Raw genomic sequence first — 21,018 nt, 5'->3', positions numbered from 1 at the left:
TACCGGACGCATCTCCGTCGCGTCGCGGCGTGCAACAACATCGGTTGGCGTTCACGCACGCTCCCGGTAGCGCCGGCCGTTGGCCGGCCCAGGCGGTGCATCCGAAGGTCACGACAACTGCCGGCCCCCATCCACCCGCAATGTGTGCCCGGTCACAAACGGCGCATCACTGGCCAGCCAGTACACCGCTTCCGCAATCTCCTCCACCGTCCCCGTCCGCCCCAGCGGCGTGCGCGCCAGCAGCGCCTGCCGGGCGAAGTCGTCCTTGCCCTGTTCCGGCCACAGAATCGCGCCCGGGGCGACGGCGTTCACCCGCACCTTCGGGGCCAGTTCCAGTGCCAATGAGCGGGTGATCATCTCCAGCGCCGCCTTGGCCGCGCTGTACGCGGCGTGGTCGCGCATCGGCTCGGTGCCATGCAGGTCAGTGAGGTTCACGATGCAGCCCTGTTGACGACGCAGATGCGGCGCAGCGGCCTGGGCCAGCAGCAGCGGCGCGCGGGCGTTCACCGCGAACAGGTCGTCGAACTGCTCGGCCGTGATCTGCCCCAGCAGGGTGGGGTAGAAGTTGGAGGCGTTGTTCACCAGCGCATCCAGCCGCCCGAACTGGCCCACCGCCTGCTCCACCAGGTCGGGCAGGGCGGCGGTGTCACGCAGGTCGGCCTGCAGCGCCAGCACGCTGCCCGGGCGGATCATGTCCAGGTCGAAGGCCAGCTGCTGCAGTTCGCCGCTGCTGGTGTGCGCGTGCAGCACCACCGACCAGCCACAGGCGTGGAACTGGCGGGCAATGGCCGCGCCAATCCGGCGCGCGCTGCCGGTGATCAGCACCACGGGTGCGCTTTCGGTCATCGGGGGTCTCCGTGCTCGGCTATGCTGTGCATTGTCACCGCAATCGACCGCGCCATGCATTCTTCCCTCCCACTTCCCGACTCCGACGCGCTGGCCCACAGCGACCAGCTCAGCGAAGCGCTGCGCGCTGAAATCCTCGCCCAGGGCGGGGTCATGCCGTTCTCGCGGTTCATGGAGCTGAGCCTGTATGCCCCGGGGCTGGGCTATTACAGCGCCGGAGCCAGCAAGTTCGGCCCCGCCGGCGACTTCACCACGGCTCCGGAAATGGGCCCGCTGTTCACCGCCACCCTCGCCAACGCCGTGGCCCCGGTGATGCAGCAGCTGGGCCCGCAGGCGCGCTTCCTGGAACTGGGCGGCGGCAGCGGTGCCTTCGCCGAGATCATGCTCAAGCGCCTGCTGGAACTGGATGCGCTGCCCGAGCGTTACGCCATCCTGGAACCCAGTGCCGATCTGCGTGAGCGCCAGCGTGAGCGACTGGAGAAGGCGCTGATTCCGCCGGTGTTCGCGTTGGTGGAATGGCTGGACCGCCCGTTCGACGACGACTGGGACGGCATGGTGTTCGCCAATGAAGTGATTGATGCGCTGCCCACCCCGCGGTTCCTGGCCAAAGACGGCATGATCCACGAGGAAACCGTGGAGCTTGATGCAGAGGGTGCTTTCATGCGCGGCGCACAGCCGGCCGACGCGCTGCTCAGCGCCGCCGTGCGCCATGTCGAGCGCTATGTGGGCAAGCCGTTCGCCGACGGTTACCGTTCTGAACTCCTGCCGCAGCTGCCGTACTGGATCCAGGCCGTGGCCGGCGGTCTGAAACGTGGCGCGATGCTGTTCGTGGATTACGGCTACCCGCGTCACGAGTACTACCAGGAAGAGCGCGACGACGGCACCGTGCGTGCCTTCTATCGCCACCATGTGCACAACGACGTCTACAAGTGGCCCGGCCTGCAGGACATCACCGCCTCGGTCGACTTCACCGCACTGGCCGAAGCCGGCACCGGTGCCGGCTTTGAGCTCGCCGGTTACTGCACCCAATCCAGCTTCCTGCTGGGCAATGGCCTGGACCGGTTGCTGGCGCTGGCCGAAGAACGCACCGATGAAGTGGGCAAGCTGCGCCTGCGTGACCAGGTCAAGAAGCTCACTCTGCCCACCGAGATGGGCGAACGTTTCCAGGTGATGGGCTTCCAGCGCGATGTCAGCATGGACGCTTCGTTCCTGGTCGGTGATCTCACCTGGCGACTCTGAGGCTTACATGACAGGGATGTTGAAACCGCTGCGGCGGCCGCGATTCTGGTTGGGTTTGTGGTGGTTTGCGGTCATCAGCGTGATCGTGGTCTGCCTGATTCCGCCCCCGCCGCTGCCGGATCTGCCGAAGAACAGCGACAAGGTCGAGCATTTCCTTGCCTATTTCCTGCTGGCTGGATCGGCGGTGCAGATCTATCGCACGCGTGCGGCGCTGTGGTGGGCCGGGATTGGCCTGGTGCTGATGGGCGTGGGTGTTGAGTTCGCGCAGGGTGCCTTGACCGACAACCGTAGCGCCGATCCGGCGGATGCAGTGGCCAACACCCTCGGCGTGATCGCCGGCATGGCGATCCGCTTCACGCCGCTGCGGGATCTGCTGATTAGTTTGAAGGGGTGAACTCCGCCGGGCATGCACGAATTGCGTGGCACGCCCGGAATGCCTGGCATGCACGCATTGCCTGAAATGCACGTATGGTTTGACGGTAGGGTCGGACGACAGTCGACCGCCGATAACAACGATCACCCCGGTAACGCATGACCGTCGAACGGGGACGCGCTCTTCCGCCCCAGGTCATGCGTCACCGTGCCGATCACCGCTACCGGCCGTCGTCTGTCGACCGACGCTACCAGGCCGATGCTTCGCGCGTGTGTCCATGCATGGGGCGCGTCATCGCATCGCGCGGAACGATGCGGTGGCCTCGTGCCGACGCGCGTGGCGCGCCGACACGTGGTCGCCGGGCGACTTACTCCTGCGCGCGCTCCCGCGCAGACGATTGCTCCCCAAGGATCCACAGCGCGTTGGCCGCGTCCTCGGCGGCCTTCTGGACCGATTCGCGCCACACCGTCAGGTCGCCTGGAGTACGGGTCAGGTCGATCTCCACCAGATACTCCATGAACAACCGAATCGCTTCGGACGGGTAGTGTCCCGCGCGCTTCGCGGCCTTCTTGAAACGTCGGCGCAGCTCATGCTCCACGCGCGCTCTCATCCAGACCGGCCTACGCATGGCGGGTTCCTTCTGTGCTGGATGACGGCGTTGTCTGGTCGTAGATTGCGGCTGTATGTGGCCAATTCTTCTGCATGACAAACCTCCTGTGAGATGCGACCCCTGCCGGAATGGCGAGGGGTCGGGAGGTTAGAAACCGTAAACAACAACTAAAAGCCGGCGGGCGTATTTCCCCCTTGCGAGGGTGTTGTATTAGCCACCCTCCCGACGAAGAACATGGACAGCTTCGACGCAGGACATCATCAGTTGTTGTTTAGGAGTTTCTACGCTCCGGTGACCACACTGCAGCAGATGAGGGGCGGTGCACATCAGACAACTCCTATGAATGTTGTCGGGCGTGCGCGCGATTCGCAAATGGTGCGACGCAATTGGCGCGGGATGGTGCCGGGAGGTGTCGAATGCGTTCGATGGTGGCGGAAATGGCATCAAATGATGCGGTACCATCTGTGCGGTGTCTATTGCGCACTTCGGGAATCACAGTTCGTGCGAACACATTGGTTTGGGACGCAAACGACATTTCGGTCTGCGCGATATGGCATGCGCCAGCCGGGCAGAGCCCGAGTTTGAAGGCAAGAGGAAGTGTTGCTGCTCAGATCGCTGGGCTCCCGGATGGGGCGCAGGTTCGCTTTGTGATTGATGAGGGGGCTGGTGTCGCCTGACAACAAGGAATAAACATGCTCATTTGGCGCGCGCGGTTGTTGTGTTGTGTCCTGGTTTTGAGTGCTTATGGCCTTCCGGTCAGCGCGGTCGCGGGAGGTGCGGATACGGAGTCCGCCTTCTGCAGAATTTCAGAGGGCTTGGAGCAGTATCGTGGGAAGTCCGTGGAGCTTTCGGCGCGATATGTTTCTGATAGCAGGCACGAAGAGGTTCTTGAAGACGTGTCGTGTGATGAGGGGCGTAGGATCATCGATGTTGGGCGACATGGTGATGCAGATTCTGCTAAAGCCTTCTATGCGGAGAGAAAGCGAATTTGTGCTGAGCGTGATTCGCTATACCTATGCAATGTTTCCGCGAATGTTGTGGTGACGGGTACGATCAACGTCTTGTCTGGCAGATTTGTGTTGGATATCGAAGATATAAAGTCGTTCTCGTTCGAGGACTAGGGTAGATGGGGTCCCCGTGTTCCTGCGGGTTGAGGGGGAGATCCAGCCGGCGTTGCATCCAGATGTTTCGGGTCGATGGGCCTGAAGGGGCGGATCCGTTCTTGGGGTCATGCGTTAAAGAACGTTGGTTGTTTCAGGGCGATCGTCTGTCGACCGATCCCACCAAAGCCAGGCTCCACTCGCGTCCAGCTCGCGGTTTGCGGTCTGCTTTCCCATGGGCCACCGAACCTTCGTCGAGGGCGGGTCGGGGTGGGTTGGAGGGGGCGTGAGCCGCATGGATGCGGCGACCGAGCTTACATGGACGTACTTGCAGCGTCCCCCGGAACGCCTGCCCCGACCCGCCCAGCCAGGGATAGCGTGGGCGGAGGGATGTTCGCATGAGTCCAACAGCAGCCGGGCAGAGCCCGGCTCTACGGATCCTGTGCAATCAGGCGATCAGGCGATCAGGCGATCAGCGCGGCAGCAGGGTGAGTTCGTCGAGTACCCACATGGTCGGGCGGGTGTCGCCGGTGAAGCGGACGCACAGGTTCTGGGTGCCCTTCAGGGAACGCGGCAGTGCGGCCTCCAGAGTGATGAAGCCGTCTGCGCCCGGTTTGGCCGGCAGCGGTACCGTTGCCAGCGGTTTGCCGTCGCATTGGCCGCTCAGAATGTCCATCTCGCCGTGTGCGCTGCGTGCCTTCTCGAACCGGCGCTGCGGCTCGTCGTGGGCGAGCTGGAAGTAGTACGGAATGTTGCCCGCACGTACCCGCACCTTGCCGATGTCGTCCACGTTCGCGTTCTGCCAGTACCAGCACGGGTTGAAAATGTTCACGTTGAACACCGCGCGCGGGCCGTCTGCCGGACCATCGTCTTCCAGCCGCAGCAGCAGCTTGCCTTCGGCGGGGCACAGATCCAGATGCTCGTCGTTACGCGTCAACAGCGACTGCGCGGTGATGTCGAACCGACTCGCCGCCTTCGCCAGGGCCTTGCCATCGAAGAAGGTTGCCGCCTGCACACCCACCGGCAGCGGCTGGGTCAGCGGAGCCGTGTAGCGCGGCGATTGCGCCGTCACCGGGCTGCCGTCCACGCTGTAGCGGATCTCGTAGTTCAGCGGCGTACGCAGTGCCAGTGTGGCCGTGCCGGCCTTTCGGTCATCGGTGACATCCGCTTCCACCTCGAACGGTGTTTGCGCGTAGGCAATACCCATCGCCTGCCAGCGCTGTAGCTGGGTCGGCAGGCGTGCGAGAAAATCGGCGAAGTCGCGGCGCTCGCGCGGCGACCAGCCGGTTTCAGCCACCGCCGCAAGGCGTGGGAACAGGTTGTGCTGCAGGCGTGCATAGCTGCGGGTGTGCTCGGTGAACATGTTCGCCTGCAGGCCCAGAATGTGCTGCTGCTTGTCGCGCGCCAGCGCGTCCGGCACCGGCTCGAAACCGTACACGCGGCCCAGCGGGGTGCTCAGCGGACGACCCGGTGGCTCGTTTTCCGAGTTGGTCTGCAGATAGTCCATGTACATGTCGGTCACCGGCGACATGACCACGTCATGCCCCTCGCTGGCGGCCTTCAGGCCGCCCTCGATACCGCGCCACGACATCACCGTCGCTTCCGGCGGCAGGCCGCCTTCCAGGATCTCGTCCCAGCCGATCAGACGGCGGTCGTGCTGCTCCAGGTACTTCTCCAGGCGCTTGATCAGGTGGGCCTGCATTTCATTTTCGTTGCCCGCGCCCACTTCCTTCATGCGCGCCTGCACGCGTGCGGACGCTTCCCACTGGTCCTTCACCGCCTCGTCGCCGCCCACGTGGACGTACTTGGCCGGGAACAGTTCAATCACTTCTTCCAGTACGTTCTCAAGGAACTCGAACGTGCTTTCTTCCGTGTTGAACAGGTTCGGGAACACGCCCCATTCGCTGATCGGCTTCAGCGGCGTGTCAATCGTGCCCAGCTCCGGATAGGCCGCAATCGCTGCGGTGGCGTGGCCCGGGACGTCGATTTCTGGAATCACCTGGATATGGCGTGCGGCCGCATACGCGATCACTTCACGGATCTGGTCCTGCGTATAGAAACCGCAGTACGGGCGTTCTGCGCCGGTGGCCGGGTCACGGCCGCCCTCACCGGCCGGCAGGCGGCAGCTGCCCACTTCGGTCAGCTTCGGGTAGCGCTTGATCTCCATGCGCCAGCCCTGGTCATCGGTCAGATGCCAGTGGAAGGTGTTGAGCTTCTGTTCGGCCATCGCATCGAGCACGCGCTTGATCTCGTCCAGGCTCTGGAAGTGGCGTGCGGAATCCAGCATCAGCCCGCGCCAGCTGAAACGCGGTGCATCGTCGATCTTCAGCGCCGGCACCGTGCCGGGAGTGCCGCTGGTCAGCAGCTGCGACAGCGTCGCTGCGCCGTAGAACAGGCCGGCTTCGGTGGCGGCCTGCACGGTGACCCCGCGCGCATCGCTGCGCAACTGGTAGCCCTCCGTGCCGGTCTTCAATGTGGTGTCCAGCACCAGGCGGATGCCGTCCTTGCCGCGTGCCGACGATACGACGAGGGCCGGGCCGCCGCTGTTCTTCAGCTGCGTGGCGAACAGGCCGGCTACACGCTGTGCGGCGTCGCCCTGTGCGTGCAGGGGTGTGCTCGCGGTGACGGTGTAGCCCGCGCCCGGAAGTTGCTCCAGATGCGCCGGAGCCGGCAGCAGCGGCAGCGAGCCGGGCAGGGCGCGTGGGCCCTCCGGTGCCTGTGCATCGGCGGCCTGGGCCAGCGGGGCGAGAGAGAGTGCCAGTGCGAACGACAGCAGCGACAGCGAGGTACGACGGGTGCGGATGGGCATCGGGTCATTCCTTTTGGTGCGAATTTGATTCTATCTGCGAAAAGGGCCCGGAAGTCCGGGCCCTTTGGGTGTTGCCGTGCAGCCGGGCAGAGCCCGGCTCTACATCAGTACTTGAAGCGGAAGTTCAGGTAGTACTGGCGACCGTTGGAGTAGAACGACGTCGGGATCGAAGCGCTCTGGTAGTACTTGTAGGTCGGGTTGTTGAGGTTCAGGCCGTCCAGGCTGATGCTCAGCCAGTCGGTGGCCTTGAAGTTCAACGAGGCCGACAGCGTGCCGAAATCATCCTGGTAGTACGGGTTGGTACCGGACAGACTGATCAGGAACGACGAGCGGCGGGTGTAGCTCACGCGTGCACCGAAGCGCTCATTTTCGAAGTAGGCACCGACGTTGTAGGTGTTCTTCGAGGTGCCCAGCAGGTTGTGGGTGCCGTCCGACCAGGTGTGGTCGGTATTGCCGTCAGCGTAGGTGTAGTTGGCGTTGAAGCCGAAGTAGTCGCCAATCGGCTGTTCGTAGGCCACTTCCACGCCGGTGACCTTGCCGTCGGCATTGATCGGGGTGGAGATGTCATACGTTTCCAGCTGGTTGGTCAGCTCGCTGTACAGCTGGCGCTTGACCACGTCGAAGGCAATGTAGTCCTTCATGTTCATGTGGTACGCACCGACCGACAGCAGGCCGCGCGGCATGAAGTACCACTCCAGGTTGGCGTCCAGGTTGGTCGACAGGGTCGGCTTCAGGTTCGGGTTGCCGCCGCCACCGGTACGATTCAGGTCCGAACCCCACGAGGAAGCACCCAGCGCCGAGTAGTCCGGCAGGGTCTGGGTCTGGGATGCGGCCACGCGCAGCACCAGCGAGTCGTCCAGGTCGAACTTGATGTTCGCGCTGGGCAGGACGCGGTTGTGCTTGTTCTCGAACGCGGTGCGCTCCCACATGCCGAACAGGCTGCTCACATCGGCATCGGCAGCATTGGCAACGGCGTTGTAGCTGTTGATGTCCTGCTTGATGTTGACGTAACGCAGACCGACGTTACCGGCCCACCAGTCGCCACTGAAATTGGCCTGCACGTAAGCGGCGAAGTTCTTTTCCTTCACCTTCCACTCGGCACCGTAGTTGTGGCGACCGGTGGGGCCGTCATTGCCGGCCAGCCAGGTGGAGTTGTTGATGATGGCGTCCTTCAGCGCACCCGGCGTGTAGTACCAGATGTTGCGCGGGAAGGTGCCGCCGACGTCGCCGGCGAAGCCGCTCGGGTAGTTGCCGGTGGCACCGCCCTGCAGCGCCGCCCAGATGTCGCCCGGGGTGGCACCTTCCGGCGACAGCGCTTCACGCTCGTGGTCGGCAAAGCGCACGCCGAAGTCCACCGAGCTCAGCGCGCCGGCGCTGAAGTACTGGCTGAAGTCCAGGGTGGCCCAGTCTTCCTTGTCCTCGGCCTTCACCAGCTGGTTGCCCCAGGTGCCGAAGCTGGTCACGCCGCTCGGGCTGATGTCGCCACCGATGCTCCAGTCCACCGGCGAACCCGCGCCGTGGGTGGCCCAGCTGGCACCGCCGCCCTGGCCCAGGGTCACTTCGGCAATGTACTGGCGCGGGGTTTCTCCGGTGCCCTTGGTGGTACCGGCCTGGAACTTGGCGTCGAGGGTGTCGTTGATCTGCCAATCGGCGTCGAAGGTGACGTAGTTGGTTTCAGCGGTCGCCTCGCGGTAGATCATGTCGTAGACACCGTAGTTGGTGCCCGGCACGCCGGCGTAGGTGGCATTGGTGAGCACGCCGTCGACGACGGTGTAGCCCGGGTTCGGTGCCTGCGACTTGGCGAAGCTGCTGCCCCACAGCATGAAGTTGCGGTTGTAGTTGTTGGCTTCCAGCTTGGAGCTGAAGCCGCTCAACGACAGGCTCAGCGCATCGGTGGGCTTGAACTGCACGGTCAGCAGGCCGCCCTTGCGCTCGCGGGTCTGCTCGAACAGGGTCGAACCCAGCAGGCCCGGCACGCTGACGCCGATCAGGTCGGGATTGGTGGCAGCAACCGGATCGGTTGCGGCGATCTTGGTGAAACCGCCCGGAATTTCCTGCGCTTCACGGCGCAGTTCGCGCTTCTGGTAGAACGCCTGCAGCAGCACGCCGAAGTTGCCTTCGTCGTTCTTGTAGTTGAACAGCGCCGAGTACTGCGGGTCGGTCGAGTCAGCCTGGTCCGAACGCACCGCGCCGACCGAGGCTTCCGCGCTGAACTGCTTGGAGAACTGCAGCGGGGTGCGGGTGATGATGTTGACGGTACCGGTGGTGCCGCCGTCCTGCAGCTTGGCCTGCGAGGACTTGTTCACTTCCACCGAGCTGACCAGCTCGGACGGCAGCAGCGAGTAGCTCACGCTGCGGCCCACGTTGTTGCCCTGGCTGAGCACGAACCAGTCGGCCGAACCGACGGTGTGGCCGTTGATCAGGGTCTGGGTCAGGCTCGGGCTGGTGCCGCGCAGGCTGACGCGGTCGGCTTCGTCGAAGCCGCCTTCGTCGGCGCTGGCCGAGCTGATGTTCACGCCGGGCAGGCGCTGCAGGGTGTCGGCGACGTTGTGCGCGGGCAGCTTGCCCACGTCTTCAGCGGTGACCACTTCCAGACGGGCGTTGGCTTCGCGCTTGGTGTCCAGCGAGCGCTCCATCGAACCGCGGATACCGGTGACCTGGATGGTGTCGAGGTCGGTCGGGCTGGTCTGGGCGGCGTCCTGCGCATGCGCGCCGAAGGCGATACAGCTGAAGATGGCTGCCGAAAGCAGGCTCTTGCGGTGGTTCATGATGTCTCTCCTCATCAATCTATGTGCGCCAGCGACGGCGTGCGGTGTGCAGCTGTGGTGGTGGTTCGAACAGGCATTGCGTGGAGCGTGTTGCGGGTCCCGTGCGCCGGTGGGCGCGCTCAGGCTTGCGTGCGGCCGAGATACCAGCTGGCGGCGCCAATGACGCCCAGTTGCCCGTGCTCGACCACTTTCACGGGAATGCGTTCCAGCGCCTCGCGCATCGGTCCCTTGTTGAGGTACCGGGCAACGAAGCTGCTGTTCAACAGGAATTCGCGGATCTGCGGCAGGATGCCGCCGGCCAGGTAGACGCCGCCGGACGCGCCGTACTGCAGGGCCATGTCGCCGATGGTGCTGCCGAGCAGGCCGCAGAACACCTGCAGGCTCTCGCGCGCCAGCGCGTCGGTGTTGGCCATGGCGGCGGCGGTGATCGCATCCGGGCTGGCCAGGGTGGGGGTCTGGCCGTTGAGCGCGCACAGTGCGCGGTAGAGATTCATCAGGCCGGGGCCGGACAGCGCGTGTTCGACCGAGACGTGCGCGTGCTCGCGCTGCATCTGGCGCACGATCGCCATTTCCAGTTCGGTGCTGACCGCCAGGGTCGGTTGTCCGGCTTCAGTGGCCAGCACCACCGGGCCGTGCGGGGTGGGAATCCACACGGCCGCGCCCAGCCCGGTGCCGGGGCCGACCACCAGGGTCGGGCCGCGCGGGGCGGTGGCGGGGCCGGTCAGCTGCAGCACGCCGCTGGCATCAACCTGGGCGGCGGCGTAGGCGACTGCCTCGAAGTCGTTGACGATGAAGACGTGCTCCAGGCCCACATCCTGCTCGATGCGGCGCGCGGACAACGGCCACGGCACATTGGCGGTGATCACGGTGCCGTCTTCGCGGGCCACGCCTGCGGTCGCCACCACGCAGTGCGCGGGGCGCTGGCCGTCAGCCAGGAAGGTGTCCAGGATGGCGCTCAGGCCGGGGTACTCGGCATTGCGGAACTTGCGGTACTCGAGCACCTGGACCGGATGCGCCGGGTCATTGCTGGCCTGCACGCGGGCCACGCGCACATGGGTGCCGCCCACGTCGGCGGCCAGGAACGGCACCGGGGCAGGGGCGGCGGCACTGGCCGGTACGGCTGGGGCGGCTGCGGTCACACGGGCTCCCTTGGGGTTCGTAACGACCAGGTAACAAACCCGGCGATTGAGGCGGAGTCTGTAATCGTTCTGACAACGATGTCAACGATAACCTCGCACTTTCGATTGTGCAGTGCAACGCCCCGGCCTTTGTGAAATCGATTACATGCGTTGAGTGCTGCGGCGCTTGTTGACAAACCCGGGTGCCCCATCGAATAAATGTGACAACGTTGTTCCCAGCCACTCTTCCGACGCAGCCTTCGCGCGCCGTCGATGCAGGAGCCCTTCCGATGTCTGCCGTGCCTGCCGCTTCCGCGCGTTCGAGCGTAACCACCTCGATTCTGATCATCGGGGTGCTGTTCTTCCTGATCGGGTTCTTCACCTGGCTCAACGGGCCGCTGATCACCTTCGTGAAACTGGCCTTCGAGCTGGACGAGGTGGGTGCCTTCCTGGTGCTGATGGTGTTCTACCTGTCCTATTTCTTCCTGGCCCTGCCGGCGGCGTGGATCCTCAAGCGCACCGGCATGAAAAAGGGGCTGAGCCTGAGCCTGCTGGTAATGGCGGTCGGTGCGGTGCTGTTCGCCCACTACGCGCAGCAGCGCTGGTATCCCGGTGCCCTCAGCGGACTGTTCGTGATCGGCAGTGGCTTGGCCCTGCTGCAGACCGCAGTAAACCCGTACATCAGCATCCTGGGGCCGATCGAGACCGCCGCGCGGCGCATCGCGCTGATGGGCATCTGCAACAAGGTGGCCGGCATCCTGGCCCCGCTGCTGATCGGCTCGCTGGTGCTGCATGGCATCGGCGACCTCGCCGACCAGGTCGCCGCGGCTGACGCGGCCACCCGCACCGTGCTGCTGGATGGCTTTGCCAGCAAGATCCAGGCCCCGTATATGGGCATGGCCGGGCTGCTGGTGGTACTGGCGGTGGCCGTGCTGTTCTCGCCGCTGCCCGAGCTGAAGACCTCTGAAGCCAATGCCACCCCGCCGGCCGCGCCGGGCACCCGTGAGCGCACCAGCATCTTCCAGTTCCCGCACCTGTGGCTGGGCGTGATGTGCCTGTTCGTCTACGTCGGCGTGGAAGTGATGGCCGGCGATGCGATCGGCACCTACGGGCATGGCTTCGACCTGCCGCTGGACCAGACCAAGCTGTTCACCTCCATTACCCTGGCAGCGATGCTGGCCGGCTACATCGTGGGTCTGCTGGTGATTCCGCACCTGGTCTCGCAGTCGAAGTACCTGAGCATCTCGGCCACGCTGGGCGTGCTGTTCTGCATCGGCGCGCTGTTTACTCACGGCTATGTGTCGGTGGGCTTCGTGGCCGCGCTGGGCTTTGCCAACGCGATGATGTGGCCGGCGATCTTCCCGCTGGCGATCCGCGGGCTGGGCCGCTTTACCGAAACCGGTTCGGCCCTGCTGGTAATGGCCATTGCCGGCGGCGCGATCATTCCGCAGGCCTTCGCCGTGCTCAAGCAGCACTTCGACTTCCAGTGGGTGTTCGCCGGGCTGATGGTGCCGTGCTACCTGTACATCCTGTTCTACTCGGTGCGCGGTTACCGGGTCGGCCTGCCCCGCGACGCGGCCTGATCGGCGATCATGGACGCTCCACGGAACCCGCAGGAAACCCCAATGCGCAGAGCGACCATCAAGGATGTCGCCGAACGGGCCAAGGTGTCGTTGAAGACCGTCTCCCGGGTCATCAACAATGAACCCTCCGTCATGCAGGCCACGCGTGCGCGCGTGCTTCGCGCCATCGCCGAGCTGGATTACGAGCCCGACCCGGCCGCGCGCAACCTGCGCACCGGCACGACCCTGGTGGTCGGACTGGTGTACGACAACCCCAACCCGTACCACATCATCGGCGTGCAGAACGGGGTGCTCGCGGCCTGTCGGGAAACCGGCTTCGGCCTGCAGATCCATCCCTGCGACTCGAGCTCGCCGATGCTGGCCGAGGAGCTGGCCGACTGGGTGCAGCGCTCACGCCTGGCCGGACTGGTACTGACCGCGCCGATGTCCGAGCGCCGCGACCTGATTGCCGCGCTCACCGCGCGCGGGATCAAGCTGGTGCGCATCATCGCCGCCACCGAAGACCCGGCCGATGGGGCCTGCGTGTTCGTGGATGACCGCGAGGCCGCCTATGAAATCACCGAACACCTGATCCAGCTCGGCCACCAGCGCATCGGCTTCCTGTGGGGTGGCACTTCGCACCGTTCCTCCGGTGAGCGTTACGCCGGCTATGAGGCGGCGCTGAAGGACTACGGCATGACCGTGGACAAGCATCTGGTGGTGCCCGGCGACTACACCTTCGACGACGGTTTCCGTGGTGCACGCCGCCTGCTGGCGCTGCGCGAGCCGCCCACCGCGATCTTCGGTTCCAACGACGAAATCGCCGCCGGTGTGCTGGCCGCTGCCAAGTCGGCGGGCATGAACGTGCCGTATGACCTGTCCATTGCCGGCTTCGAGGACAGCCCGTTCTCGCGCCAGTCGTGGCCGCCGCTGACCACCGCCAAACAGGCCACCGAAGACATTGCCCGTCATGCCGCACGCCTGCTGATCGCACAGCTGCGCAGCGATGCCTATGACGAAGCTGCTTCGCCGCTGCACAACCAGGGCTTCGTGCCGCAGCTGGTGGTGCGCGGCTCCACCGCCCCGATGCGCCCGGCGGGCGCGCGGCCTCCCACGTCCGAGATCCCCTGAGACCTGCATGTCCCTGCCTGCTCCCCACGACACCCTGATGTTCCGCGAGGCCGCTGAAGCGGCCGACGTGATCGCCGCGCAGTTCGCGCGCAACCAGCAGGCAGTACAGACCCTGGCGGCCAGCCTGCGTGCGGCTCCGCCGCCGTTCGTGGTGACCTGCGCCCGCGGCAGCTCCGACCATGCCGCCACCTATGCCAAGTACCTGCTGGAAACGCGTCTGGGGCTGGTCACCGCGTCGGCCTCGCCGTCGGTGGGGTCGGTCTACGAAGCACCGCTGCAGCTGCGCGGCGCGCTGTACATCGTGATTTCGCAGTCCGGCAAGAGCCCGGACCTGCTGCGCAACGCCGAAGCGGCACGTGCCGCCGGTGCGCGCGTGGTCGCGCTGGTGAACGTGGAAGACTCGCCGCTGGCGCAGCTGGCCGAAACGGTGATTCCGCTGGGTGCGGGTGCCGAACGCAGCGTGGCGGCGACCAAGAGCTACCTGGCGTCGCTGTCGGCGATCCTGCAGCTGGTGGCGTACTGGAGCGACGACAAGGCGCTGATCGCCGCGCTGGACGCGCTGCCGGGAGCGCTGCGCGAAGCCTGGAACAGCGACTGGAGCGCGCTCACCGACGGCCTGGTGCCGGCACACAACCTGTTCGTGATCGGTCGTGGCCTGGGCCTGGGCGCGGCGCAGGAAGCGGCGCTGAAGTTCAAGGAAACCTGCGGCCTGCACGCCGAAGCCTACAGCTCGGCCGAGGTCAAACATGGCCCGATGGCGCTGGTGGGCCCGGGATTCCCGGTGTTGGCCTTCGCCCAACCCGACGAAACCGGGGCCGGCACCCGTGCGGTCGCAGCCGAGTTCGCCACCCGCAATGCGCAGGTGTGGCTGGCCGCGCCCGATGGCGACCTGGCCCAGCCGCAGTCTCCGCATCCGGCCTGTGCGCCGCTGCTGGTGGTGCAGAGCTTCTACCGCGCGATCAACGCGCTGGCGCTGCGTCGCGGGCATAATCCGGATTTGCCGCCGCATCTGAACAAGGTTACGGAAACCGTGTAATGAAGACCGTTCTGCGCAATGCCCGCATCCTGGCCGGTGATGAGTTCCGCGATGACCTTGCGGTGGTGATCGAGGATGGCGTGATCACGGCCCTGGTCAGTGACGCCGCGCCGCAGCTGGGCAGCGCCGACGAACAGGTCGACCTCGGGGGCGGCTGGCTGCTGCCGGGCTTCATCGACGCGCAGGTCAACGGCGGCGGCGGTGTGCTGTTCAACAACACGCCCGACGTGGACAGCCTGCGCACGCTGGCCGCTGCGCATCGTCGCTTCGGCACCACCGGCCTGCTGCCGACCCTGATCAGCGACGACGTGCAGGTGATGCGCACCGCGATTGCCGCCACCCGCGAAGCGATCCAGGCCAAGGTGCCCGGCGTGCTGGGCATCCATCTGGAAGGCCCGTATATCGCCCCGGCCCGCAAGGGCACGCACAACCCGGACAAGTTCCGCGTGCCCGATGCCGACGAGATCGCGATGGCGGCTTCGCTGGACAACGGCGTGACCCTGCTGACCCTGGCCCCGGAACGGGTGCCGCTGGAAAGCATCCGCGCGTTGGTGGAGCGGGGTGTGATCGTGGCTGCGGGGCATACCGCTGCCACTTATGAAGAAGCCAAGGCCGGGCTGGACGCGGGCATCCGCGGCTTCACCCATCTGTACAACGCGATGTCGCCGCTGACCGGCCGTGAGCCGGGTGCCGTCGGCGCTGCCCTGGAAGACCGCGACAGCTGGGTCGGCATCATCGCCGACGGCGTGCACGTGCACCCGGCCAGCCTGCGCGTGGCACTGGCGGCCAAGCCGCGTGGCAAGGTGATGCTGGTGACCGACGCGATGCCGCCGGTCGGCGCGGACGACCCCAGCTACGAACTGTACGGCGAGGTCATCACCGCCGTGGACGGGGTGGTGCGCAATGCCGCCGGGTCGCTGGCCGGGTCGGCGCTGGACATGGCCACCGCGGTGCGCAACGCGGTGCAGCAGCTCGGCCTGCCGCTGGAAGAAGCCGCGCGCATGGCGGCGCGTTACCCGGCGCAGTTCCTCAACCTGGATGACCGCCTCGGCGAGATCGCCGAAGGCTACCAGGCCGACCTGGTGCTGCTGGATGACGCGCTGCAGGTACGGGCGACCTGGATTGCCGGCCAGCGCGAGGACGCATGAACCGCGCCGCCGCACCGCGCATGGGCTCGATCGATGCCCTGCGCGGCATCACCGTGGCGGCGATGCTGCTGGTCAACAACCCGGGTGACTGGGCGCACGTGTATGCGCCATTGCTGCACGCTGACTGGCATGGATTCACCCCGACCGATCTGATCTTCCCGCTGTTCCTGTTCATCGCCGGCGTGTCCCTGGCCTTCAGCGTCGGCCCGCGTGCACAGGATCCATCGGCACGGCCGGCGTTGCGCCACGCGCTGCTCAAGCGTGCAATGCGCATCCTGGTCGCAGGCCTGCTGCTGCATGTACTGGCGTGGTGGCTGTTCGCGCTGCCGGCGTATCGGCCCTGGGGCGTGCTGCAGCGGATCGCGCTGTGCGTGGGGGCCGTTGGCCTGGTGGCGATCTACCTGCGCCCACGCGCACAGGCGGTACTGCTGGGCGTGCTGCTGCTGGGGTATGCGGCCCTGTTGTTGGCCGCGGACACGCTGGAGCCGTGGCATAACCCGGCCAGTCGATTGGACACGGCGTTGTTCGCGCCGTATCTGTACAAGTACGACCCGTTGACCGGTCTGGGCCATGATCCGGAAGGTCTGCTCAGCACGCTGGGGGCCGTTGCGACCACCTTGATGGGCTTGATCGCGGGTCGCTGGCTGCGTGACGGCCGGCAACGCGCGCTCGCCGTGCTGGGCATGGGCAGCGTGGTGCTGGGACTGGCGCTGGCCTGGCTGTCGGCGGGCCTGCCGTTGAACAAGAACCTGTGGACGCCCAGCTATGTGCTGGTGACCAGCGGCATCTCCGTTGCCGGTCTGCTGCTGGCGCACTGGCTGGTGGACCAGCGCGGCTGGCCGGCACTGGGCCGGCGCTTTGGCGTGAACGCCATCGCCGCCTACCTGGGTTCTTCGGTGATGGCGCTGGTGATGATCGCCAGTGGGGCGTGGGCTGCGTGCAACGCCTGGCTGGTTGCGCAGATGCCGCAGCAGCCCAGCCTGGCCTCACTGCTGTGCGCGGTGGGGTTCGTGCTGTGCTGGTGGGGCGTGGTCTGGTGGCTCGACCGGCGTCGTATTTACGTGAAAATCTGAGGCGCTCCGCCTCACAGTTCCTCCACTGGACCATCACACCTTCCCAGTAAAAGTACGCACCCAGGGCTGCGTAGTTTTACTGCAGCCGTCACGCGTAAGCCATGTTGTCCCGCCTATGGAAAAAGGATTGGGTCATGTGCTCCAGAATCGCGTTGCAGGCTCATCCGCTGGCGATCAGTACCCGCCACCTTCTTCGACTGCTCTGCGGCACGGCGCTGATTGCGGCCAGCGTGCCGGCCTGGGCCGGCTGTGACAACACCGCGCCCACCGCCGGCCAGACCGTGACCTGCACCGCCGATTCACCCAATCCGCAGACCACCCCGGTGGTGAGCGTGGTGGGGTCGGCCACGGTCACCCTCAATGTCCAGTCCGGTGCGCAGTTGGCGGTACCCACCGGGGGCGCGGTGTTGTTCGACGGCGGCGGTGGTCATGTGATCACCAACGACGGCACCATCAGCTCCGCCGCCGGCATTGCGATCGTGTCCAACCAGGCGACCCGCGTGGTCAATCGCGGGACCATCAGCGGCACCAACGGCGCGATCCTCACCGGACAGGGAGCCGACCAGCTGGAAATGCTGGGCGGCAGCATCACGGGTGGGGTGTTGCAGGGCTTCGGCAGCGACGCTGTGGTGTTCCGTGCCGGTACCGTTGACCGGATCGACCAGGGCGATGACCAGGACCGCTTTGAAATGAGCGGCGGCACCATTACCGGTGAACTGAACCAGAGCCGCGAGAGCGATGCCTTCCTGATGACCGGTGGCACCATCGGTTCGCTGGTCCAGGGCGATGGCTCGGATACCTTCCGCATGACCGCCGGCCACATCATTGGCGGGTTCGACGACGGCGACTATGCCGAGTTCACCGGTGGCCGCATCGGCCGGGTCAACATGCGTCTGGAAGACAATGTCTTTCTGATGTCGGGCGGCAGCATCGACGGCAACCTGGTGACCGGCTTCGGCAACGACACCATCGTGCTGTCGGCCGGCGATATCGGCGGCAACATCAGCGTCTCCGGTGGCAACGATGCGTTGACCGTCACCGGGGGCACGGTGCGCGGCAACGTGCTCATGAGCCTGGGCAATGACACGTTCGACTGGAGCGGTGGTGGTGTGCTGCTGGGCAATGTCGACTTCGGCGAGGGCGACGACCGCGCGCGGCTGACCAACCTCGGGCCGGACCAGGTGGGGTCATTCACCGGTTTCCAGGCGGCGCTTGGCAACGACCGGCTCGACATGAGCAACGTGAAGCTGGCCGGTGTGGAACGGCTGCTGGGCTGGGAGCAGGTCAACCTGACCAGTGCCAGCGAGCTGACCATGGACGGCACGCTGAGCCTAGGTGATGCCACCTCCGGCACCGGCACGCTGTCGGTGGGCGCAGGCAGCGCGCTGCTGGCAGGCGGCGGCAGTGGACGTGTTGCGGCGTTGGGCGCGGGCCAGCTGGCCTCAGTAACCAATGCCGGGCGTATCGATCTCAGCAACGGCGGTAGCAGCCCAGGCGACAGCTTCACCATCGCCGGCAACTACGTCGGCAACGGCGGTACGCTGCAGCTGCAGAGCGTACTGGGCAACGACGCCTCGGCCTCGGACAAACTCGTCATCGAAGGCGGCAACGCCAGCGGCAACACGGTGATGAACATTCTCAACGTCGGCGGCACCGGGGCCAGCACGGTCGCGGACGGCATCATGGTCGTGCAGGCCACCAACGGCGGCACCACCGCACCGGGGGCGTTCGCGCTGTCCAGCGGCATCTCGGTCGGTGCGTACGAGTATTTCCTGTTCAAGGGGGGTGTGAGCGCGGGCACCACGGAAAACTGGTATCTGCGTTCCACCATCGTGCCCGGGCCGGTTCCGGCCCCGGCACCAGCACCGGTTGTGGTGGCTGGGGAGCCGCCGCAACCACCGGCACCCAGCCCGTTGCTGGTGCCGCCTACACCGGAAGCACGCCGCCCTGTGAACATGGACGTGATTCCCATCTACCGCGTGGAAACACCGCCGTATGCAGTGGTGCCACCGCTGCTGCGCGAAGCCAGCATGGCAAGCCTGGGCACCTTCCATGAGCGCCAGGGCGAACAGCGTCTGCTGCGCGGCGAAGGCGGGTTGCGTGCCGTGTGGGCCCGACTGATCGGCCAGAGCCACGAACAGACCTGGAAAGGTAATGCGCAGCCCGGTTTTGACGGTCACTTCGTCGGCGTGCAGGCCGGTGCGGATCTGTATGCGCATGCGGGTGACACCCGCGACCAGCTGGGGGTGTTCGTGGGGCGCAATCGCGCCAAGGGTGACGTGACCGGTTTCGCGCTGGGCTGGGAAAACGTGGCGGCCGGTCAATCGCGACTGGATGACGAACACGTCGGCCTGTACTGGACCCGCGTCGGCGAGAAGAACGGTTACCTCGATGCGGTGGTGATGCAGAGCCGCTACGACGGCAGCAGTACCTCCATCCGCGGTCTGGGCGTGGACCTGGACGGGAAGGGCACGACGGCATCGCTGGAAGTGGGCAAGCCGCTGTTGCGCTTTGGCCAGTCCGCCTGGTGGCTGGAACCGCAGCTGCAGGTGATCTGGCAGCGCACCGACATCGACGACACCGCCGATGAAGTGTCCGTGGTGCGCATGCACAACGACAACGCCTGGACCGGACGTGCCGGGTTCCGTCTGGCCGGTGACTACGGGTTGGCCGACAACGGCTGGCAGCCGTACCTGAAAGTGAACTACTGGCACGGCTTCAGTGGCGAGGACACCATCGACATCGGTGGCGATCCGCTGACCAGCGAGCAGGCCTTCCGCGCCCTGGAAGTGGGGGTGGGCGTGGTCGGGCGCTTCAACGCCAACGTCAGTGCCTTCGCCGTAGCCGACTACACCCGTGACCTGGGCGGCGATGCGCAGAAGGAGCGCAAGGTGGTCGAGGGCACCATCGGGCTGCGTTACGACTTCTGACGTGCCGCCTTGATCGCCTGCGTGCGCGCCCGGTTGAGCGCATCGCCAATGGCCGGACCCTTCAGATGGGTCAGGTCAAGGTCGCGCGCCTGCACCGCCAACGCCGCGGCATGCACGCGCTTGAGCGTTTCACCCTGCGGATAGTCGCTGTCCTCGAAGCCGAGGCGACCGCGCTTGTCGGCTTCGCAGCAGAGTGCGATCCGGGCCACGCGTTCGGGGCGGCGGAATGCATCGAAGCGGCCGAGCAGTTCAAGAATCGTCGCATCGCGCAGTTCGTCGATGCGGTGCACGTTGAGATGGTCGCGGCACACCGCTTCAGCGAGCTGGCGGTGTTCGACCGGGACTTTCAGGCGTTCGCATAGCGACTGCAGCGGTTCCAAGCCGCGCTGTTCGTGCATGAGATGGCGCGGCCATTCGGCCTCGGGCGTGAGGCCCTTGCCGAGGTCGTGGGTGAGCGCGGCGAAGCCAATGAGGTCATCGCCCGGTGCCAGCTTGGCGGCCATGTCGCTGACCATTTCCTGGTGCACGCCGGTATCCACTTCGGGGTGGAACTCCGCGCGCTGCGGCACGCCGTACAGCGCTTCCAGTTCCGGCAGTACCGCGCCCAGCGCGTTGGCCTCATGCAGGGTGCGCAGGAAGGCGGACGGTTGCGCGCAGGTGAGGGCGCGGCGCAGTTCCTGCCAGACCCGTTCGGGCACCAGAGCGTCCAGTTCGCCACTGGCGGCGATCTCGCGCATCAGGTCCATCGTTTCCGGGGCCACGGTAAAGCCCAGCGGCGCGAACCGCGCCATGAAACGGGCCGCGCGCAGCACCCGCAACGGGTCTTCGACAAAGGCCGGGCCGACATGGCGCAGCACGCGCTGTTCGATGTCACGTGCGCCGCCATATGGGTCCACCAGTGCACCGCTGGCTTCATCGCAGGCGATGGCGTTGATGGTGAAGTCGCGGCGCAGCAGATCGTCTTCCAGCGTCACCGACGGGTCGGCATCGACCACGAAGCCGCGATAGCCGCGGCCGGATTTGCGCTCGGTGCGGGCCAGTGCATATTCCTCGCCGGTGTCCGGGTGCAGGAACACCGGAAAGTTCTTGCCCACGGCCTTGTAGCCCTGGGCTTCCATCTGCGCCTGGGTGGCACCGACAACCACCCAGTCGTGGTCGCCGGGCGTGCGATTGAGCAGGCGGTCGCGCACCGCGCCGCCGACAAGATAGATCTTCATGCGCGCATCATACGGTAGCGCCGGCCGTTGGCCGGCCCAGGCGATGTGTGGGCCGGCC

General features: G+C 66.0%; 15 protein-coding genes. 9 read left to right on the top strand and 6 right to left on the bottom strand.

The genetic code is table 11. The features are described 5' to 3' along the window. Positions 1-108 precede the first annotated feature (108 nt). On the bottom strand, positions 109-846 hold the full coding sequence (locus QMX83_RS12120) for a pteridine reductase (RefSeq protein WP_282296890.1): 738 nt from the start codon (positions 844-846) through the stop codon (positions 109-111). A gap of 54 nt (positions 847-900) precedes the next feature. On the opposite strand from QMX83_RS12120, the gene QMX83_RS12115 reads away from it, so the two are divergent. Further along, positions 901-2,085: a class I SAM-dependent methyltransferase gene (locus QMX83_RS12115; RefSeq protein ID WP_282296889.1), complete on the top strand. Its 1,185-nt coding sequence runs from the start codon at positions 901-903 to the stop codon at positions 2,083-2,085. Positions 2,086-2,092: 7 nt separating this feature from the next. Then, positions 2,093-2,479 carry a VanZ family protein gene (locus QMX83_RS12110; RefSeq protein ID WP_282296888.1) on the top strand — a complete coding sequence of 129 codons (387 nt, stop codon included), beginning with the start codon at positions 2,093-2,095 and terminating at the stop codon, positions 2,477-2,479. Positions 2,480-2,825: 346 nt separating this feature from the next. Here QMX83_RS12110 and QMX83_RS12105 read toward each other — a convergent pair whose 3' ends face one another. Next, entirely contained in the window at positions 2,826-3,086 is a 261-nt protein-coding gene (locus QMX83_RS12105; RefSeq protein WP_282296887.1) for a hypothetical protein, read from the bottom strand. Positions 3,087-3,760: 674 nt separating this feature from the next. Here QMX83_RS12105 and QMX83_RS12100 point away from each other — a divergent pair. Then, a complete protein-coding gene (locus tag QMX83_RS12100; protein ID WP_282296886.1) occupies positions 3,761-4,189 on the top strand; it encodes a hypothetical protein in 429 nt (142 codons plus the stop codon). Between the two features lie 451 nt (positions 4,190-4,640). Here the strand turns inward: QMX83_RS12100 and QMX83_RS12095 are convergent, their stop codons facing one another. From QMX83_RS12095 to QMX83_RS12085, 3 genes are all read right to left on the bottom strand, one after another. Beyond that, the gene (locus tag QMX83_RS12095) at positions 4,641-6,977 is read right to left on the bottom strand and encodes a family 20 glycosylhydrolase (protein ID WP_282296885.1); all 2,337 of its coding nucleotides are present in this window, start codon (positions 6,975-6,977) and stop codon (positions 4,641-4,643) included. 104 nt (positions 6,978-7,081) lie between these two features. Then, positions 7,082-9,745 (bottom strand): TonB-dependent receptor, encoded by a 2,664-nt coding sequence (locus QMX83_RS12090; protein ID WP_282296884.1) that lies wholly within the window; start codon positions 9,743-9,745, stop codon positions 7,082-7,084. 119 nt (positions 9,746-9,864) lie between these two features. Next, positions 9,865-10,884 carry a glucokinase family protein gene (locus QMX83_RS12085; protein ID WP_282296883.1) on the bottom strand — a complete coding sequence of 340 codons (1,020 nt, stop codon included), beginning with the start codon at positions 10,882-10,884 and terminating at the stop codon, positions 9,865-9,867. Between the two features lie 269 nt (positions 10,885-11,153). Here QMX83_RS12085 and QMX83_RS12080 point away from each other — a divergent pair, with 269 nt between their 5' ends. The 6 genes from QMX83_RS12080 (at position 11,154) to QMX83_RS12055 (ending at position 19,743) form a co-directional block, all read left to right on the top strand. Then, complete coding sequence (locus QMX83_RS12080) at positions 11,154-12,446, top strand: sugar MFS transporter (protein WP_282296881.1); 1,293 nt, start codon at positions 11,154-11,156, stop codon at positions 12,444-12,446. 42 nt (positions 12,447-12,488) lie between these two features. Next, a complete protein-coding gene (locus QMX83_RS12075; RefSeq protein WP_282296880.1) occupies positions 12,489-13,556 on the top strand; it encodes a LacI family DNA-binding transcriptional regulator in 1,068 nt (355 codons plus the stop codon). A gap of 7 nt (positions 13,557-13,563) precedes the next feature. Beyond that, positions 13,564-14,592: an SIS domain-containing protein gene (locus tag QMX83_RS12070; protein ID WP_282296879.1), complete on the top strand. Its 1,029-nt coding sequence runs from the start codon at positions 13,564-13,566 to the stop codon at positions 14,590-14,592. After that, entirely contained in the window at positions 14,592-15,740 is a 1,149-nt protein-coding gene (gene nagA, locus QMX83_RS12065; protein ID WP_282296878.1) for an N-acetylglucosamine-6-phosphate deacetylase, read from the top strand. Before QMX83_RS12070 ends, nagA begins: the two co-directional genes overlap by 1 nt. Continuing rightward, the gene (locus QMX83_RS12060) at positions 15,737-16,813 is read left to right on the top strand and encodes a heparan-alpha-glucosaminide N-acetyltransferase domain-containing protein (RefSeq protein WP_282296877.1); all 1,077 of its coding nucleotides are present in this window, start codon (positions 15,737-15,739) and stop codon (positions 16,811-16,813) included. The genes nagA and QMX83_RS12060 overlap by 4 nt, the downstream gene beginning before the upstream one ends. A gap of 134 nt (positions 16,814-16,947) precedes the next feature. Beyond that, positions 16,948-19,743 carry an autotransporter outer membrane beta-barrel domain-containing protein gene (locus QMX83_RS12055; RefSeq protein WP_282296876.1) on the top strand — a complete coding sequence of 932 codons (2,796 nt, stop codon included), beginning with the start codon at positions 16,948-16,950 and terminating at the stop codon, positions 19,741-19,743. Here QMX83_RS12055 and QMX83_RS12050 read toward each other — a convergent pair. Continuing rightward, a complete protein-coding gene (locus QMX83_RS12050; RefSeq protein ID WP_282296875.1) occupies positions 19,731-20,960 on the bottom strand; it encodes a multifunctional CCA addition/repair protein in 1,230 nt (409 codons plus the stop codon). The two genes, QMX83_RS12055 and QMX83_RS12050, sit on opposite strands and share 13 nt — an antisense overlap. Positions 20,961-21,018 lie beyond the last annotated feature (58 nt).

Source organism: Stenotrophomonas sp. PS02289, from assembly GCF_029960115.1.
In the GTDB taxonomy this organism is placed as follows: domain Bacteria; phylum Pseudomonadota; class Gammaproteobacteria; order Xanthomonadales; family Xanthomonadaceae; genus Stenotrophomonas.
Note: the sequence above shows the minus strand (reverse complement) of the source record. Positions and strands in the feature narration are given on the sequence as shown.

Bases quoted from the DNA above. Each gene is read 5' to 3' on its own strand.
- QMX83_RS12050 (WP_282296875.1), bottom strand. From the start codon at position 20,960: ATGAAGATCTATCTTGTCGGCGGCGCGGTGCGCGACCGCCTGCTCAAT.
- QMX83_RS12090 (WP_282296884.1), bottom strand. From the start codon at position 9,745: ATGAACCACCGCAAGAGCCTGCTTTCGGCAGCCATCTTCAGCTGTATC.
- QMX83_RS12075 (WP_282296880.1), top strand. From the start codon at position 12,489: ATGCGCAGAGCGACCATCAAGGATGTCGCCGAACGGGCCAAGGTGTCG.
- QMX83_RS12070 (WP_282296879.1), top strand. From the start codon at position 13,564: ATGTCCCTGCCTGCTCCCCACGACACCCTGATGTTCCGCGAGGCCGCT.
- nagA (WP_282296878.1), top strand. From the start codon at position 14,592: ATGAAGACCGTTCTGCGCAATGCCCGCATCCTGGCCGGTGATGAGTTC.
- QMX83_RS12105 (WP_282296887.1), bottom strand. From the start codon at position 3,086: ATGCGTAGGCCGGTCTGGATGAGAGCGCGCGTGGAGCATGAGCTGCGC.
- QMX83_RS12120 (WP_282296890.1), bottom strand. From the start codon at position 846: ATGACCGAAAGCGCACCCGTGGTGCTGATCACCGGCAGCGCGCGCCGG.
- QMX83_RS12060 (WP_282296877.1), top strand. From the start codon at position 15,737: ATGAACCGCGCCGCCGCACCGCGCATGGGCTCGATCGATGCCCTGCGC.
- QMX83_RS12095 (WP_282296885.1), bottom strand. From the start codon at position 6,977: ATGCCCATCCGCACCCGTCGTACCTCGCTGTCGCTGCTGTCGTTCGCA.
- QMX83_RS12110 (WP_282296888.1), top strand. From the start codon at position 2,093: ATGACAGGGATGTTGAAACCGCTGCGGCGGCCGCGATTCTGGTTGGGT.
- QMX83_RS12080 (WP_282296881.1), top strand. From the start codon at position 11,154: ATGTCTGCCGTGCCTGCCGCTTCCGCGCGTTCGAGCGTAACCACCTCG.
- QMX83_RS12115 (WP_282296889.1), top strand. From the start codon at position 901: ATGCATTCTTCCCTCCCACTTCCCGACTCCGACGCGCTGGCCCACAGC.
- QMX83_RS12100 (WP_282296886.1), top strand. From the start codon at position 3,761: ATGCTCATTTGGCGCGCGCGGTTGTTGTGTTGTGTCCTGGTTTTGAGT.
- QMX83_RS12055 (WP_282296876.1), top strand. From the start codon at position 16,948: ATGTGCTCCAGAATCGCGTTGCAGGCTCATCCGCTGGCGATCAGTACC.